Genomic DNA, 16237 nt, shown 5'->3' with positions numbered 1-16237 from the left:
CAAGCCCGGTAAGGCTAATACCCAATCAAAAGGATGGCGATCAGCCCTCTCTATGATTGCGCTTAGCAGGTATTACAGCCTGATCAGGATTGGTGACAGTCAAAATTTTGCAAGTATACGCCGCCAGCGCAAGATAGCTAGGGGCTGTTGAGGTTTTATCATGTGCTCAGCCAAAGCCAGCGGTTTCGTGGCTAGGCGCAGTAGCGCAGGAATAACCTAAAGGTCACACGTACTGATGTCTTTCAAGCTGCTGTAACGACGGCACAGAAGCGCTGGCTTTGGCCCTTCGGGTGATTCGTAAAGCGGCCTTCCGACTGTGTTGAACTGGCTTGATGTAGAATAACTACACGCTGCGCCAGTTCGCCTTGCGGAAGGCCGCTTTACGAACCACTGAGCTCATGATAAAACCTCAACAGCCCCTAGCCCATTATTTAGCAGGCAGGGGTAAAATATTTGTAGTGATAAATGACTCCACTTCTGCCCGCGATGGAATAGAGGGTTGAGCGCCTTCACGAGTGACCGCAATAGCGGCTGCGGCATTGGCAAACCGAACCGCTGAATCCATAGCCTGGCCTTCCGCCAAAGCCACCACCAAAGCACCATTAAAAGTGTCGCCGGCAGCAGTAGTATCCCTGGCAGGCACAGTAAAACCTTCGATGACATCCCTTCGTCCCTGACTTGATAAAAAGGCTCCCATCTGACCCAGGGTAATAATGACAGTTTCAATGCCCTTCTCATGCAGCCAGTTTGCCGCCTTGCGTGCTCCCTCCTCATCCGCTACGGAAATTCCCGTTAGAATTTCAGCCTCTGTTTGATTAGGCGTAATAATGTCTATACCTACAAGGATCTCATCAGATAGCTTGTTAGCCGGTGCTGGGTTACACACCACACGGGTTCCCTTGGAACTGGCAATTGTGATAGCTCGATAGATACTCTCCAGAGGTATCTCAAATTGCACCAGCATGTAAGCAGCCTCCTCAACCTCCTGCTGCCTGAACTTTATACGCTCCGGACTTAAATGTTCATTAGCCTGGGGGGAGATACCAATACAGTTTTCCGCTTTGCTATCAACAAATATTAATGCGATGCCACTGTGTTTACCTTGAATCTGTTCCAGCAGGGAAACATTAATATTCTCTTTCTTAAACTGGCGAATGATTTCAAAGCCAAAGTCATCATCGCCTACGCAGGCCATTAATTTCACCCGCCCCCCTAACCTTGCGGAAGCCACAGCCTGATTCGCCCCCTTTCCCCCAGGGATAATACAATAACTGGAGCTATGAACCGTTTCCCCCGCACAGGGAAGGGTGTTAACTTGCATAACATGATCAGCATTAACACTGCCAATCACTAAAATCTCCTGCCCCCTGATACGGCTGCGTTTTTTATCTCCAATAGCGTTTTCAGCCAATGGCCGGGTCACCAGCTTCAATTCCACCGGGGTGTAAGGCGAAATAGACTCACCCTTTAATAGGGCATCAGCAACTTCCACGCCTTTCTCACCGATAACATCCGCTTGCTGCGCAATGGTTGCTGACAACTCACCGCTATTGACCGCGGATACGCCTTCCTCTGTGCCATCAAAACCAACCACCAAGATGTCTTTATTGATAGATTTAACGGCCTTAATCGCTCCCAGCGCCATTTCATCATTTTGTGCAAAAATAGCGTTGACATTAGGATGAGCCTGCAGCAGGTTTTCAGTCACACTTAATGCCTTGGTACGATCAAACCATCCCGGCTGACTGGCCACCAATCGGATATCACTCTCCTCAATAGCTTTCCTAAAGCCCTTTCCACGTTCCTTGGCGGCTGAAGTTCCGGGAATACCCTCCAGCTGCACAACCTGGCCTTTGCCACCCAGTTGCCCAACAATATAATTTCCAGCTATTTGCCCGCCTGCCACATTGTTTGAAGCAATATGGGATATAACCTTCCCCCTGCTAACATCACGATCAAGGGTAATAACCGGGATACCGGCACTATTGGCTAACCTGACAGTACTGCCTGCGGCATCGGAATCAGCTGGATTCAGTAAAATCACTTTAACGCCCTGGATAATCAAGTCTTCCATGTTTTTCATTTCTTTCTCGGAATCATCCTGCGAATCCAGCACCAATAGGTTATAACCTCGCTGACGCGCTTTACGCTCTGCCGACTCCTTCAGGGTGACAAAAAATGGATTGCTGAGTGTTGAAATCATCAGTGCCATTGTTTTCTGCTTTAGCACAAAACTATCTTCAGTCATTTCCTCTTCATTTCTACTGCAGCCTGTCAAAACCGACATTGCCATAATAAACAGACCCGAGATTAGGACTCGAATAGCTATCATCATGAATAACAGCTCCTTAACCATCTTGGCGAACGAGTATCCACCAGTACTGCCAAAAGAATAACCAGGGCTTTGACCACCAGCTGATAATAGGAGGAGATATTAAGCATATTCAGGGCATTGCTTAGTACACCGATTATCAGTGCGCCAATCAATGTCCCCATTACCTGGCCCCGCCCACCGGACAATCGGGTACCACCCAGTACCACCGCTGCAATGGCATCCAGTTCATAGCCAGACCCTGCGGTTGGCTGGGCGGAACAAAGACGGCTGGTAATAATGATTCCAGCGACGGCAGATAAAAGGCCGCTAATGCCATACACCGCAATTTTTATCCGGTCCACATTAATCCCTGATAACCGGGTAGCCGATTCATTCCCCCCCACGGCATAAACATAACGCCCAAAGCAGGTATGCTGTAATACAAACCAGGCCAGAAAGAAAATAATCATCATGACAAATACGGGTAGGGGAATCCCAAGCAGGTGACCTGAACCAATCATTGCAAACAGATCAGTTCCCTCGCCTCCCAATGCTGTCACCGGGCGCCCATCGGTATAGACCATGGTTGCTCCCCGCAAAAAGGTCATGGTTGCCAGGGTTGCAATAAACGCCTGTACCTTACCCTTGGCTACCACCACACCACTCAGGCAACCAAGGCAGGTTCCAGCGGCAAGGGTCAGAATAGCCGCCAACCCAATATTCAAGCCCATGCTAATCATGCTGGCTGCCAGCGCACCTGTAAAAGCAAGAATAGAACCCACTGCCAAATCAATACCTCCAGTCAGGATGACAAAGGTCATACCCATGGCAATAATTGCATTAACAGAAGTTTGACGAAGAATATTCAGAATGTTGTGAGCACTAAAAAAGTCTGGAGTTATTGCTGAAACAATCAACATAAAAATCAACAAAGCGACTACAGACTTGTACTTAATGAGTGTTACCTTATAGCCTGAACAGCACCTTATACCTTGCAGCTTTGCATAACCCTTTTTGTGGCTCATTTAAATCCTCCACAATAGATCCCGGGAAGCGCTCTCAATTTGCCATGAGAACGCCCCCCAGTACTTTCTGAGAAATATTGTCACCGGTAAACTCTGCGGTTATTTTGCCTTTACGCATAACCAAAACCCTGTCGCTCATGCCAACCAATTCAGGCATATCAGATGAAGCCAAAATAACACTTACACCCTGGGATTTTAATTCATTGATCAGCCGGTAAATTTCTTTTTTAGCACCAACATCTATCCCCCGGGTAGGCTCATCCAGGATAAGAACCTTCGGGTTTGTCATAAGCCCCTTGGCAATCACCACTTTTTGCTGATTTCCACCACTGAGATAACGAACCGGTTGACTCGTGGATGCCATCTTGATATTAAAACGATGCATAAATTGTTTTACGGCCTGCCGTTCCTTTTTTGACCGGATAGTCCCGGAAAAACAGCTAAAACGCTCAAGACTGGAAAGGCTCATATTATCCTGAACTGATAGATCCACAACCAAGCCTTCTTTTTTTCGATCTTTTGATATATAGACGATACCATTAGCCAAACCATCTCCAGGAAATTTAAGCTGAACTTCTTTCCCATTAACCAATATTGCACCTGAAATAATTGGATTGATGCCATATAGTGCCTTCAATAAAGGTGTTATACCGGCTCCCATTACTCCTGTCAGCCCAAGAACTTCTCCTTTTCGTAATTTAAAACTGATATTCTTAAATCCCTCTGCATAAATTTCTTTCACCTCAAGGCTTAATTCATTGCTGCCAGGAGGGACTTTCTTATAGAGTTCTGACACTTCCCCACCAATAACCAACTCCACCAGTTTTTCATCCGTTAGTTCCGAAACAGAGTATTCACCAATAACATCGCCCTCTTTCATAATAGTTACATAATCACAAATACGTGAAATTTCCTGCAATCGATGCGAAATATATACAATAGCTTTGCCATCACCTTTCAGTTTTCTGATAACCCTGAACAGTTGTTCAGTTTCTTTCTCTGTTAGAACATCAGAGGGTTCATCCATAACAATAATATCAGCAGATGAGGACAATCCTCTCGCAATCTCAACCAGTTGCTGTAACCCTATGCTCAAGTTTCCCACTAACTCTGTCGGGGCAATATTAACACCCAGCATATCCAGTAGCTTTTTTGCCTCCTGAAACATAAGAGGCCAGTTAACTTTCCCCAGTTTACGGCCAGGCTCCCGTCCGAGAAAAATATTTTCTGCCACTGATAATTCGGGAATGACGCCCGGTTCTTGATGAACAATACTGATACCTTCATTGAGGGAATCCCTCGGGCATGAAAACCGTCTTTGCTTACCCCTGATAACCAGGCAGCCAGCTTCCATTGAATACATCCCGGCCATCACTTTCATCAATGTGGATTTCCCGGCCCCATTTTCACCCAGCAATGCCATGACCTTCCCGGGATAGACATTCAGCCCTGCATCGTTCAGTACTTTTATACCTTGAAATGATTTGGTGATTCCCTTCATCTGTAAAACCGGCTGCACCATTACCAGAGCCTCAGTTGATATTAGGGGCTGTTCATTTGAACTCGAATTTTCTGATATGCCAGGCAGGATTCAATCGCAGTGACCGGAATAACCTGAACCTGAATCCGTGATTTCTTGATTTGCCCGGCAGTTTTGAAAATGTGCTGATTAATTTTTTCCTTTGAAAATAACTCGGGTTATTGATTGAAGTGTTTTTATGTCGTTTTTAAGCATAAATGCTGATCAAAATATCATCAAACTTGAAGACAGGTTGAAAGAAGCCCTACCGTTATCAATACAGTACTTTCTCATTTATGGCATTTTTTTCTATCTCGCTATTCAATCAACAAAGTGCATGCTGGCTTATTAATTGATGGAAAGACCTGAAACCAGGACAGTAACGACCAAAGCGTAGCCGGTATTGATGTCCTTTTTTCAGAAGACGGGCAGCCAGGTAGATGAGTTCCTGTATCACGGTTTTTAACCGGCGTCGTTTGGCTTTATGACGTACCGGCGCATCTGGCCCGAGCAAGCAACTCTGCCCCATGTAGCGCAGAATGTTATAGACCAGTGCACCCAAACACATCACCAGGTCGTTGGTGTCAAACTTGCCTGAAGGCAGGCGCTCTAAATCCATATCAGTCTTCAACTCACTGTGAAACTGCTCGCTGGTCGCATGATCCTCATAAAGATTAATGATCTGATCATCGCTGTAGTCAGCTTCGCTGAGTGTTGTCCACCATCCTTCCAGCTCATAATCGGGTGTCAGAAATCTCTGCCCTACAGTATCAGTGGTACGCTTGATAATGCGAATAATCAGACGCTGGTTACCATAGTTGGTTTCATAGACGGTTGAGAGTGTCGCATAACTCTTTCCTGGACGCGACTCCTCCCATTTGACTTGCTTTTCTTCAAAAATGGGGAGCCAGTGTTCCTTGGTGTGATACTTTCTTGGGTTGAGCTTGATAATGTGATTCACACCTTTGAACCCGGCGATTTCCCGGCGCGATTCCTCAGCATCGTGGCCACTATCAAGGCGAACCAGAATAGGCGCTCGGGTCAAACGTCGGCTGCGGTGCAGCACTGCTTGTAAAAAGCCAATAAAATCATTCTGGGAGTGCTGAGAGCCTGGGCGTAATTCACATCCCAGGCACCAGCCTTCGCAGCCAAAGTAAGCGGCAATAGGGGCATAACCAAAGAATTTTTTATACGTGTACTCGACCCCCTCCTTTTTGGTATTGCTGTTATCCATAGGGAATACGTCGATATCCAGTGGTATGTGCTGCTTCTTATCGAGTTTTTTCGGAAGGGGTGTGACGGGCACCTGAAGATTAACCAGGACATCGGTAAGGCTGTCCTCGATGAAAGGAATCAGTTGGGCGGCATCTTCATTGAAACGCTGTCTTAAGCGGCTGGCTGAAGGCATTTGTTTAATGCCCATTGCCAACCGGAACCAGTCGTTATCCCGGTTATTATCAACATTATCAAAATCACTTTTACCCTGAGCCAGTTGGCCGCAGTAAGCTCTGATCAGGTCGATATGAGTGATACGGTGCCTTTTTTTTATTTTGCGCAGGGATTTGCTTAACGCTGTCTTTTTGTTGAGTGCATGACCAACGAAATAAAGCCCTGCGACCGGTGTATAAAATTCCGTCTGTGATTGTTCAATTTTCAGTTTCACAAAAATGCACCCAGGTGGTGAAAATTAGAGTGGGTGCATTTTAACTTGGAACTTACGTTTTGTGGTTGATCCAGAGGAGTTGGGCTACAGTGAACTCACGGATTCAGGCTGAACAAAAAAGTCAGAAAATATAACTTCATTTGGTCAAGTACTTAATATAGAGCCAGGTTTACTTTCTCTCCAACAGACTTTGGAAACAGTTTTAGCCTGGAGCACATAAACAAGACTATAGTTTTGTTTATTCTTTATGGCAGGCATACAAGAGAAAGGTTGTTCCACAACCCTTAAAAACAAGAAGCCGTTATGACTGACAAAACGGCCTGACTGGCATTGCAGAAAACCTTATGTTTCAAAATGACTCAAAAACCAGTTAGACGATAAGCAAAGTCGAGTCCCATAGAAAATAACTGTAAGCAGGAAAATATGATTTATAGTCTGTTGAAAGCTCTCGCTAACAGCTGAAAAATCGATAGATAGCATACCCAACATTACCATGGCAGCCCCCAAAAAAAACCGCACCATGACTTCCCCCCCTATCGTTCTCTATTACTGTCCTTGGAGACAGCCTGTTTTTAACCTTCTATAAATAAACACTATCAATTAACGTAATTTAATATAGCTAAAATCAAATAAAAAAACAGTGTCGTAAATCATTTAATTTATATAAAACATTTTTTATTTAAAGACAGCCACCCGGTGATGCTCAATAACTATTACCTCAGCTCACGAATCTTCTGAAGTAAGAGATTAATCTGAAACTCTTCGGCTTTTATCAGCGCACTATAACGCTGAGTAATGGCATTAACCTGACTGGAAGGCGAATCTTGATTTAACCCTCTAACTGCATCTGCGATATTTCCCAGCTGATCTTCCAAAACACCTGCCGTATGATTAGTATTTTTAGCTGGCCTGGATGAATCAGATTTTCGCTCGCCTACTTTGAGCCTGCTAGCAGGATTTGTTGATTTATTGGCTAAGGACAGGCTACTTCCGGATTCAGCAGTGTGCTTTTTTGACGGTATAGAACTGACATAGCGTGCCTTAACCGTTTTTTCAGCAGAAGGATTTTTTTTGTATACCTTTTTTATTTCAGCATCCATGCGATGACGGTATCGCTGAATCTTATGCTGATGTCGGGCTACCCGTTCCCGAAGAAGATGGCTTTTTATTGTATAGTCCAGATTCGCCTCCCCCTTCATATCATAACTGGCCAATGGGGCTGCCAGTTCCTTTAATACCACTGGCCTGGCATTAGCTCCGCACGGTTCTCCAGAAAACTCAACCCTGCCATTCACCATGCATTTATAGATGTTTCCGGCGAGAGTCTCAGTTGCAGGCATAAGTAATGCCATACCCAGTATAATCGCTCGTGTCTCCATACCCATTTCCAAATAGCCATTCCCTTACTTCTACTATAGTCCTTTACGAACCACTAAGCTCACCACCAAACATCAACAGCATCAATCCCCCTCCTTATGAACTGATTAACGCTTTAAGCACAGCCTTGCCTGTGTCATCATGGCGTTAACCTCGAAAATTACAGCGTATTCGCTGAACCTGCTCGGCAATCAGGCTGCAACGAGGGGAAATAATTATAAGAATCACAGGAAATACAGAATGGGTCAGAAAAACGGACTCCTATCTTTTGCCCTTGCCAGCACTCTGGGCCTATCATCACTGTCCGCCTCAGCCGATATTGTGATTGGGGTCGCTGGCCCTCATACCGGTGCCTATGCTGCTTTTGGAGAGCAACTCTGGAAAGGCGCTGAAAAAGCAGCCGACGACATTAATAAATCCGGCGGCATTAACGGCGAAAAAATCGCCCTGATCAAGGCGGATGACGCCTGTGAACCTAAACAGGCGGTTGCGGTAGCCAATCGACTGATTGACTCCGACAATGTTGACCTGGTCATTGGCCATTTCTGTTCTTCTTCCAGTATTCCCGCTTCTCGAATCTATGATGAAGCCGGTGTTGTCATGATTACCCCCGCATCAACCAATCCGAAGTTGACCGAACAGGGGTTATCCGGTGTTTTCCGGATCTGTGGCCGTGATGACCAGCAGGGACAAGTGGCTGCTGACTATATGCTGAATACCCTGAAATCAAAAAAAATAGCAGTGATTCACGATAAAGATACCTATGGCCAGGGACTGGCTGATGCCACCAAATTCCACCTGAATAGCAAAGGTGTCAAAGAGGTCATCTATGAGGGCCTGACCCGTGGGGAGAAGGATTTTAATGCCCTGGTTACCAAAATCCGCTACAGCGGTGCTGACACCGTTTATTTCGGAGGACTGCACTCTGAAGCAGGCCCTCTTCTCAGACAAATGCGCGAACAGGGTGTAAAAGCGGACTTTATATCCGGTGACGGCATCGTTACTGATGATTTCCTGAAAACGGCAGGTGGAGTCAAGTTTGCCCAAGGGACCATGATGACCTTTGGCGCTGATCCACGCCAAATTCCTGACGGAAAGGAAGTGGTCAATGAATTCAAGAGCAGTGGCTATGAACCTGAGGGTTATACCCTCTATTCCTATGCAGCACTCCAAACACTGGCTGCTGCGGTAAAAGCCACTAAAGGCATCGATAGCATCAAAATTTCTTCCTGGTTAAAGGGCAATCAGGTGCCTACGGTGCTTGGCGTAAAAGCCTTTGACAGCAAAGGGGATCTTAAAGTCTCGGATTATGTTATGTACCAATGGGGAGAAGATGGAAAGTACAAACAAATTTCCGGCCTTTAATTAAAACCAGCACATCATTTCAATGATGTTTGATTTTGATGTGTAGCTTACACTCGTTCCCGGGCTCCTGCCTGGGAATGCATATCTCTCCACACCGTAACAGTTAGAGGCATCCATATGCATTCCCAGCGAAGACACTGGGAACGAGAGAAAATAAAAAACTGTTTGGATAAAAAGCTCCGCGTATAAGGTGTACGATATGGACTTCTCGATATTTCTACAACAGCTTATCAACGGCCTGGCACTGGGATCGGTCTACGGCCTGATCGCCATTGGTTATACGATGGTGTACGGCATTATTGGCATGATCAATTTTGCTCACGGTGACGTCTATATGATTTCAGCCTACGTCACCGCCATTGTCATTGCCCTGCTTACTTTCTTTGGCTTTGAGTCTTTTCCCCTGATTCTGCTGGCCACCCTTATTTTTACCCTGCTGATTAACTGTACCTATGGATGGTGTATTGAACGACTGGCCTACCGCCCGTTAAGACAGTCCACCCGCCTGGCACCATTGATTTCAGCCATCGGGGTGTCGCTGGTATTGCAAAACTATGTACAACTTAGCCAGGGCGCTCGTCATCAGGGCGTGCCCACTTTATTCTCCGGTACCGTTCGAATAGATATAGCCCATAGCTTCATTCAGGTTTCTTACACCCAACTGCTCATTATCATCGTGGCCTTAACCGGTATGCTAGCACTGACCTGGCTGATTCATAAAACCCGTCTGGGCAGAGAATGTCGGGCCACCCAACAAGACCGTAAAATGGCCACATTACTTGGCATTAACACTGATCGGGTGATTTCAACCGTTTTTGTTATTGGTGCTGCTATGGCAGCCCTGGCCGGAACACTGGTCACTCTGAATTATGGAACCTTTGACTTTTATATCGGATTTATCATTGGCATTAAAGCATTCACCGCTGCCGTTCTCGGGGGAATAGGATCACTGCCCGGAGCCATGCTGGGCGGTATTTTACTGGGAATGTCAGAGTCCCTTTTTTCTGGCCTGGTTAATACGGATTACAAAGATGTATTCGCTTTCAGTCTTCTGGTTTTCATTATGATTTTCCGTCCCAGTGGACTTTTAGGGCGACCTGCGGTGGAGAAAGTATAATGAACCACGGTAGTAAAAAAATAATAGATATCCGTAAAAGCCTTTTTGATGCCGTTATGGTGGCCCTGTTAGGACTGGCTATCTTTGGGCCAATAGTCGGTATCGAGCTGGACGGCTACAGCTTTAACAGTCAGCTTGAAGCCCTTGGACTCATTATTGGGGTACTTTTCTCAGGCCGACTGGTCTTTTCACTGTTCATGCAAACCCCTCGGGGACAGCAACTTCATCAACGAGTATTTTCAAAACAGCAGGGAGTCAGGGTTAGCCCCCCCAATACAAAAAATAATCTATGGCTCATTTTGCTGCTTATCGCCATAGGCATTGCCTTTCCATTTATGGCCAGCAAATACTGGGTAACGGTACTTATCCTTGGCCTTATTTACGTACTGCTTGGCCTTGGGTTGAATATTGTAGTAGGGCTGGCGGGACTGCTTGATTTAGGGTTTGTGGCCTTTTACGCCATAGGCGCTTACGGCCTTGCCCTGGGCTATCAGTATCTTGACCTGGGCTTCTGGAGCATGCTGCCATTGGCCGCCCTGCTGTCAGCCCTGTTTGGTGCTTTGCTGGGCTTCCCGGTATTAAGGATGCACGGGGACTACCTGGCCATTGTGACTCTTGGATTTGGCGAAATTATACGACTCGTTCTTAATAACTGGACCGCTTTCACCGGAGGCCCTAACGGGGTCTCCGCTCCTGCCCCTACCCTGTTCGGGCTTGAGTTTAAACGCAGGGTTAAAGAGGGTACGCCCTTTCATGAGTTCTTTGGTATTGACTACAGCTCCAGTCACAAATTCATTTTTATCTTTTTAGTGCTATTTGCTTTGGTCTGGCTGGCACTCTATATCAACCAGCGACTTAGTAAGATGCCTATTGGCAGGGCCTGGGAAGCACTCAGGGAAGATGAAATAGCCTGCCGGGCCCTTGGACTCAACCACGTACTAGTCAAGCTATCTGCTTTTATGACCGGTGCCGCCATAGGGGGCATTGCCGGAGTCTTTTTTGCCACCTATCAGGGATTTGTAAACCCAACGTCTTTTACGTTCTTCGAGTCAGCCCTCATCCTCGCCATCGTAGTACTGGGAGGACTGGGGTCAACGAAAGGTGTCGTGATTGCAGCCCTGATTCTAACCATCATGCCCGAGATTCTTCGTGACTTTGCCGATTACCGGGTCCTCCTGTTCGGTCTGTTAATGGTGTTAATGATGATCTGGCGTCCCAGAGGCTTGGTCCGCCTCACCAGAATGGCTCACAAAAAACCAGCCCATCCCCGTCATAAAACAGTCATGGAGTAGTTGTCATGGGGCTAGAACAACAAACACACCCCTCGATTCTAAAGGTACGCCATCTTGAAATGCAGTTCGGTGGTATCAGGGCCCTTGATAATGTCTGCTTTGAAATTCCGAAGGGTTCCATCACTGCCCTGATAGGCCCTAACGGTGCAGGTAAAACAACCGTGTTTAACTGTCTGACGGGGTTTTATAAGGCGACGGGGGGAGCCATTGAGCTTCATACAAACAACCAAACAACCCATATTGTCAGTATCCTGGGTGAGTCACTTCAGTTATCCGATATACTTTGCCCCAAACAATTAGTCAGGCGACTCTACTACAAAATGTTCGGAGGCTCTCACCTGGTCAACCGTGCCGGATTAGCCCGAACGTTTCAAAATATACGATTATTTAAAGAGATGACGGTTATTGAAAACCTTCTGGTTGCCCAGCATATGCAACTGGAAAGAGGGTTTTTGTCCGGTATTTTGAATACCCGCGCCTTCAAACACTCAGAACAACAGGCTCTTGAAAAGGCCTGGTACTGGCTTGAACAGTTAGGGCTATCGGAACAGGCCAACCATTTGGCAGGTCAATTGCCCTATGGTCAGCAACGCCGTCTGGAAATTGCCCGGGCCATGTGCACCAATCCACAATTATTGTGCCTTGACGAACCTGCGGCCGGGCTTAATCCCCAGGAAACCGAAGTGTTATCAGAAACCCTGGTAAAACTAAAAAACCAGCATCAGTTATCCATTATTTTAATTGAACATGATATGAGTATGGTGATGGGAGTCTCTGAAAAAATAATTGTCCTTGACCATGGTGTTGTCATTGCCGAAGGCTCTCCCGACACAATAAAAAACAATCCCAGGGTTATCGAAGCCTACCTGGGTACAAACAGTGAAGAAGTAGAGGAAAGCAGTTATGGGTCAGCCCTTACTTGAATTTTGCCAGGTAGATGCCTCTTATGGACCGGTTCATGCCCTGCACCAGGTTTCCATTTCTATCAACGAGGGTGAAATAGTCGCACTGGTTGGTGCCAATGGCGCTGGCAAATCCACTTTATTGATGACTATTTTTGGTAACCCTAAAGCCCATCATGGTGACATTTATTTTGATCGTGAGAATCTTGTCACTATTCCTTCCCACCAAATAGCATCCAGAGGTATTTCTCTGGTTCCGGAAGGCCGTCATGTTTTTCCGCAAATGACGGTGGAGGAAAACCTTATTATTGGCACAAGCCCTATTGGTAATCAGTACCTGCTTGAAGACCTTCAAAAAATGTATCAGCTATTTCCCAAACTTCTGGAGAGAAAAAGCCAGCGTGCATCCACACTGTCTGGAGGAGAACAGCAAATGCTGGCCATTGCCAGAGGACTCATGAGTCGCCCCAGGCTACTGCTACTGGATGAACCCAGCCTGGGTCTCGCGCCAATCGTCGTTAAACAAATATTTACTATTCTGAAAGCAGTGGCAAAAACAGGAATGACTATCTTTCTGGTAGAACAGAATGTCAACCACGCCCTGAAACTGGCAGATCGGGGTTATGTTATGGCCAATGGAGAGATACGTCTTAGTGGCTCAGGTCAGGAGTTACTGGAAAACAAGGAGGTCAGAGAAGCCTATATGGGTGCATAACACCTATAATGATAAATGACGACTGACTCTCAGTATGTTAGGTTGCGCGCCTATCCAAGCTACAGGAGTCTGATTTGGTTGTCGATTTCTCCACCCAAAACACGTTGTTGCTTGCCATTCTGGTCTTATTTATTGGTAAGTTAATCAATCGCAAAGTACCGTTTTTCAGGGACTATGACATCCCTGAACCTGTCACGGGAGGTCTGTTTGTATCCATTATTTTTGGCCTCTTACACATGCAGGATATTGAGCTGGTATTCGATACAAACCTGCGTAACTCACTGCTTCTTGCCTTCTTTACCAGTGTCGGCCTATCGGCGCGGCTCGGCACACTTATCCAGGGGGGGCGAGCGCTTATTGTATTTTTGGGATTACTGATTGTTGCGCTACTATTCCAAAATGCCATTGGTGTGACTCTGGCCAGCCTGTTAGGTTTAGACCCGGTGGTAGGTCTGATAAGCGGCTCTATTTCCCTTAGTGGCGGACATGGAACAGCCATTGCCTGGGCACCACAGTTAAGTGAAACCTTTGGTATTAACAATGCCATGGAATTAGGAGGCGTTTGTGCAACCTTTGGGTTAATACTGGGTGGCTTTACTGGCGGTCCGTTAGCAGAACGACTGATCAGAAAACAAAACCTCATTTCCCATAGCAAAGAACATATCACTATTGGTAGCCGTTACGATGAAGAGCATGAGTCCATCGACGCCGAAAACACCTTAATTGCTCTTCTGGTGGTTGTCTGCGCCATGACCGGTGGTAGCAAGGCTACACAATGGCTGACAGGTTACGGCCTGTTTATTCCAGAATTTGTTGGTTGCCTGTTTGCCGGTATTTTAATTACCAACCTGTTGCCCATTCTATGGCCTCGATCCCAATGGGATGGCTCTACCCCTTCACTAGCCCTGATCAGCGATGTGGCTTTGGGCCTGTTCCTGGCCATGTCCCTGATGAGCATGAAACTCTGGCTATTGGCAACCATGGCCGGCCCGCTGCTGATTTTGCTGGCAGCCCAAACCCTGATGATGCTGATATTTGTCTACTTTATTGTGTATCGCTTTATGGGCAGGGATTTTGATGCGGCGGTTATGAGTTCCGGTTTTGTGGGCATTGGCCTGGGAGCGACCCCCAATGCCATGGCTAATATGACCGCTGTAACCCAACACTATGGAGCATCGCCTAAAGCGTTTGTTGTTGTTCCCCTGGCAGGGGCATTTTTTATTGATATTGTGAATAGTGTGGTGATCAGGTTGTTTATAAATTTAATCAGCTAACAGTATAAGCAAGGGTTTTCTTCAATTTGGAGAAGGGCTACAGGTAGAACTCTGTTCAACTAGAACACCCTTGCTAAAAAGCATAGATAACCTGTTACCAAGTTCTGTAAAGGTTAAATTTGATGTATCCTGAATTCAAGTCATAAATGCATAACCCATGACTTTTCTTGCATTCACTCCAGTTAACTCTTTGAATGCCTCATATGGTGTTTTGTAACCGAGGCATTTCCTGGGCCTGCTGTTCAGCTTGTCTACCGCAATGATAACGTCTCTTTCTTTGACGTTATGAAGCTCCATTGATTTGGGAAAGTACTGCCTGAGCAGCCCATTGGCATTCTCATTCTGGCCTCTCTCCCAAGAGTGGTAGGGCACAGCAAAGTAGCTGTCGCAGCTCAAGGCTTTGTTGATTGCTTCATGCTGAGCAAATTCCTTACCGTTGTCGTAAGTGATCGTTTTAACAAACCTTTTCAGGGGCTTGAGTGTATCAATCACTGCCTGTTTAACCGCTTTTGCTTTCTTTCCTGGCAGCGGAACAGCAAGGCGCAGTTTAGTCTTTCGCTCATCCAGTGTGGCAATGGCACCCTTATGGTTTTTGCCGATTACGGTATCCGCCTCCCAGTCACCAACACGCCCCCTGTTGTTGACGATCTCCGGGCGCTCTTCAATACCTACCCGGTTAGGTATGCCTGTTCGGTTATGAGCTGAACCATATCGCTTTCGGTACGTTTTTTTCTGATGGCGCAAGTGTTTATACAGGGTACCGTCAGTGCGCTTATCATCCTCTATGAACTGGTAAATCGTCTCATGATGCAACTTGATTATCCCTTCTTTTTCAAGCCTTCCAGCCACTTGCTCAGGACTCCAGTCAGCCCGGATATCTTGAGCAATCCGTCGCTTAATATCTTCCGTCAACTTCACCGCCTTGGGTTTTTCCTTATGACGCTGTTGAGCCTTACGATGAGCCTGCTGGTGCCTGTAACCACGCTGCCCTGTGTTGCGTCCTAACTCCCGTGACAGCGAACTCTGTGAACGCCCGAGTTTTTCTGCAATTTTATTTTGAGAAGTCCCATTTTTCAGTTCGATTTCGATATAATGTCTCTCTTCAGAGCTAAGGTGCTTAAAGGCCATCCTTGGCGTCCTCTGTTTGGTTTGGTTGCTTAACAGAGTACCCCTGAGTTCTGATTCACTTCAAAGGCTCTGTAACAACCCTCTGGTTACAGAGGTTATGCATTTATGATACAAATTCAGGTATTTCTATTCGAAATATATAACTCGAAAGTTTTTATCTCATATTTCATTTTCCATAGTTCAAGAACATTCTGATACACCCATCCTTCATACATAACGCTCCAAAAAATAGTTTCATGCTGTACAGTAACAGGCAGATTCAATAAAAATGCATTAACCTCACTAACCTTTCCCCCCTCAAGCAAACGTATTACTTCATTCAGGTCTTCATCAACTGTAGCAAGGACAAAACCGGAATATGCAAGTATAAAAGCCCCTCCCAACAAAAGATGTATTTTTACCCACTTAATACTGGTTTTAAGTCGTATATAAAAAACTAACAGACGAACCCCTGAAAAATATATAATTTTTCCTAACCTATAGAAATTCATGGCGAAATACATATCACAGCTTACAGTCATTACGTATCATTTACAGGAATAAGTG

Annotated in this window: 13 protein-coding genes; 6 read left to right on the top strand and 7 right to left on the bottom strand. The window is 46.0% G+C overall.

Annotation, left to right across the window (positions count from 1 at the left end; translation table 11 throughout):
• Nucleotides 1–427: 427 nt before the first annotated feature.
• From rbsK to MJ595_RS06820, 5 genes are all read right to left on the bottom strand, one after another.
• On the bottom strand, nucleotides 428–2335 hold the full coding sequence (rbsK, locus tag MJ595_RS06840) for a ribokinase (RefSeq protein ID WP_263081688.1): 1908 nt from the start codon (nucleotides 2333–2335) through the stop codon (nucleotides 428–430).
• Nucleotides 2332–3339 (bottom strand): ribose ABC transporter permease, encoded by a 1008-nt coding sequence (gene rbsC / locus MJ595_RS06835; protein ID WP_263081687.1) that lies wholly within the window; start codon nucleotides 3337–3339, stop codon nucleotides 2332–2334. Before rbsC ends, rbsK begins: the two co-directional genes overlap by 4 nt.
• Before the next feature lie 34 nt (nucleotides 3340–3373).
• Nucleotides 3374–4840, bottom strand: a complete 1467-nt coding sequence (locus tag MJ595_RS06830; RefSeq protein ID WP_263081686.1) for an ATP-binding cassette domain-containing protein — start codon at nucleotides 4838–4840, stop codon at nucleotides 3374–3376.
• A 343-nt stretch (nucleotides 4841–5183) separates the two neighbouring features.
• Nucleotides 5184–6521, bottom strand: coding sequence for an IS1380 family transposase (locus MJ595_RS06825; RefSeq protein ID WP_263078015.1), 1338 nt, complete (start codon nucleotides 6519–6521; stop codon nucleotides 5184–5186).
• Nucleotides 6522–7234: 713 nt separating this feature from the next.
• Complete coding sequence (locus MJ595_RS06820; RefSeq protein ID WP_263081685.1) at nucleotides 7235–7900, bottom strand: hypothetical protein; 666 nt, start codon at nucleotides 7898–7900, stop codon at nucleotides 7235–7237.
• Between the two features lie 238 nt (nucleotides 7901–8138).
• Between MJ595_RS06820 and MJ595_RS06815 the strand changes: the two genes are divergently transcribed.
• The 6 genes from MJ595_RS06815 (at nucleotide 8139) to gltS (ending at nucleotide 14563) form a co-directional block, all read left to right on the top strand.
• A complete protein-coding gene (locus MJ595_RS06815; RefSeq protein ID WP_263081684.1) occupies nucleotides 8139–9263 on the top strand; it encodes a branched-chain amino acid ABC transporter substrate-binding protein in 1125 nt (374 codons plus the stop codon).
• 199 nt (nucleotides 9264–9462) lie between these two features.
• Nucleotides 9463–10380 carry a branched-chain amino acid ABC transporter permease LivH gene (locus MJ595_RS06810; RefSeq protein ID WP_263081683.1) on the top strand — a complete coding sequence of 306 codons (918 nt, stop codon included), beginning with the start codon at nucleotides 9463–9465 and terminating at the stop codon, nucleotides 10378–10380.
• On the top strand, nucleotides 10380–11672 hold the full coding sequence (gene livM / locus MJ595_RS06805) for a high-affinity branched-chain amino acid ABC transporter permease LivM (protein WP_263081682.1): 1293 nt from the start codon (nucleotides 10380–10382) through the stop codon (nucleotides 11670–11672). Before MJ595_RS06810 ends, livM begins: the two co-directional genes overlap by 1 nt.
• A gap of 5 nt (nucleotides 11673–11677) precedes the next feature.
• Entirely contained in the window at nucleotides 11678–12595 is a 918-nt protein-coding gene (locus MJ595_RS06800; RefSeq protein WP_263081681.1) for an ATP-binding cassette domain-containing protein, read from the top strand.
• Nucleotides 12576–13289 (top strand): ABC transporter ATP-binding protein, encoded by a 714-nt coding sequence (locus MJ595_RS06795; protein WP_263081680.1) that lies wholly within the window; start codon nucleotides 12576–12578, stop codon nucleotides 13287–13289. Before MJ595_RS06800 ends, MJ595_RS06795 begins: the two co-directional genes overlap by 20 nt.
• Before the next feature lie 74 nt (nucleotides 13290–13363).
• On the top strand, nucleotides 13364–14563 hold the full coding sequence (gene gltS / locus MJ595_RS06790) for a sodium/glutamate symporter (RefSeq protein ID WP_263081679.1): 1200 nt from the start codon (nucleotides 13364–13366) through the stop codon (nucleotides 14561–14563).
• A gap of 135 nt (nucleotides 14564–14698) precedes the next feature.
• Here the strand turns inward: gltS and MJ595_RS06785 are convergent, their stop codons facing one another.
• Together MJ595_RS06785 and MJ595_RS06780 are read right to left on the bottom strand one after the other, a co-directional pair.
• Nucleotides 14699–15691: an IS30 family transposase gene (locus MJ595_RS06785; protein WP_263078067.1), complete on the bottom strand. Its 993-nt coding sequence runs from the start codon at nucleotides 15689–15691 to the stop codon at nucleotides 14699–14701.
• Between the two features lie 116 nt (nucleotides 15692–15807).
• Nucleotides 15808–16212, bottom strand: a complete 405-nt coding sequence (locus MJ595_RS06780) for a hypothetical protein (RefSeq protein WP_263081678.1) — start codon at nucleotides 16210–16212, stop codon at nucleotides 15808–15810.
• Between the last annotated feature and the right edge of the window lie 25 nt (nucleotides 16213–16237).

Source organism: Endozoicomonas sp. Mp262 (assembly GCF_025643335.1).
In the GTDB taxonomy this organism is placed as follows: domain Bacteria; phylum Pseudomonadota; class Gammaproteobacteria; order Pseudomonadales; family Endozoicomonadaceae; genus Endonucleibacter.
The sequence above is the reverse complement of the archived record's forward strand: the minus strand, read 5'-3'. Positions and strand labels throughout refer to the sequence as shown.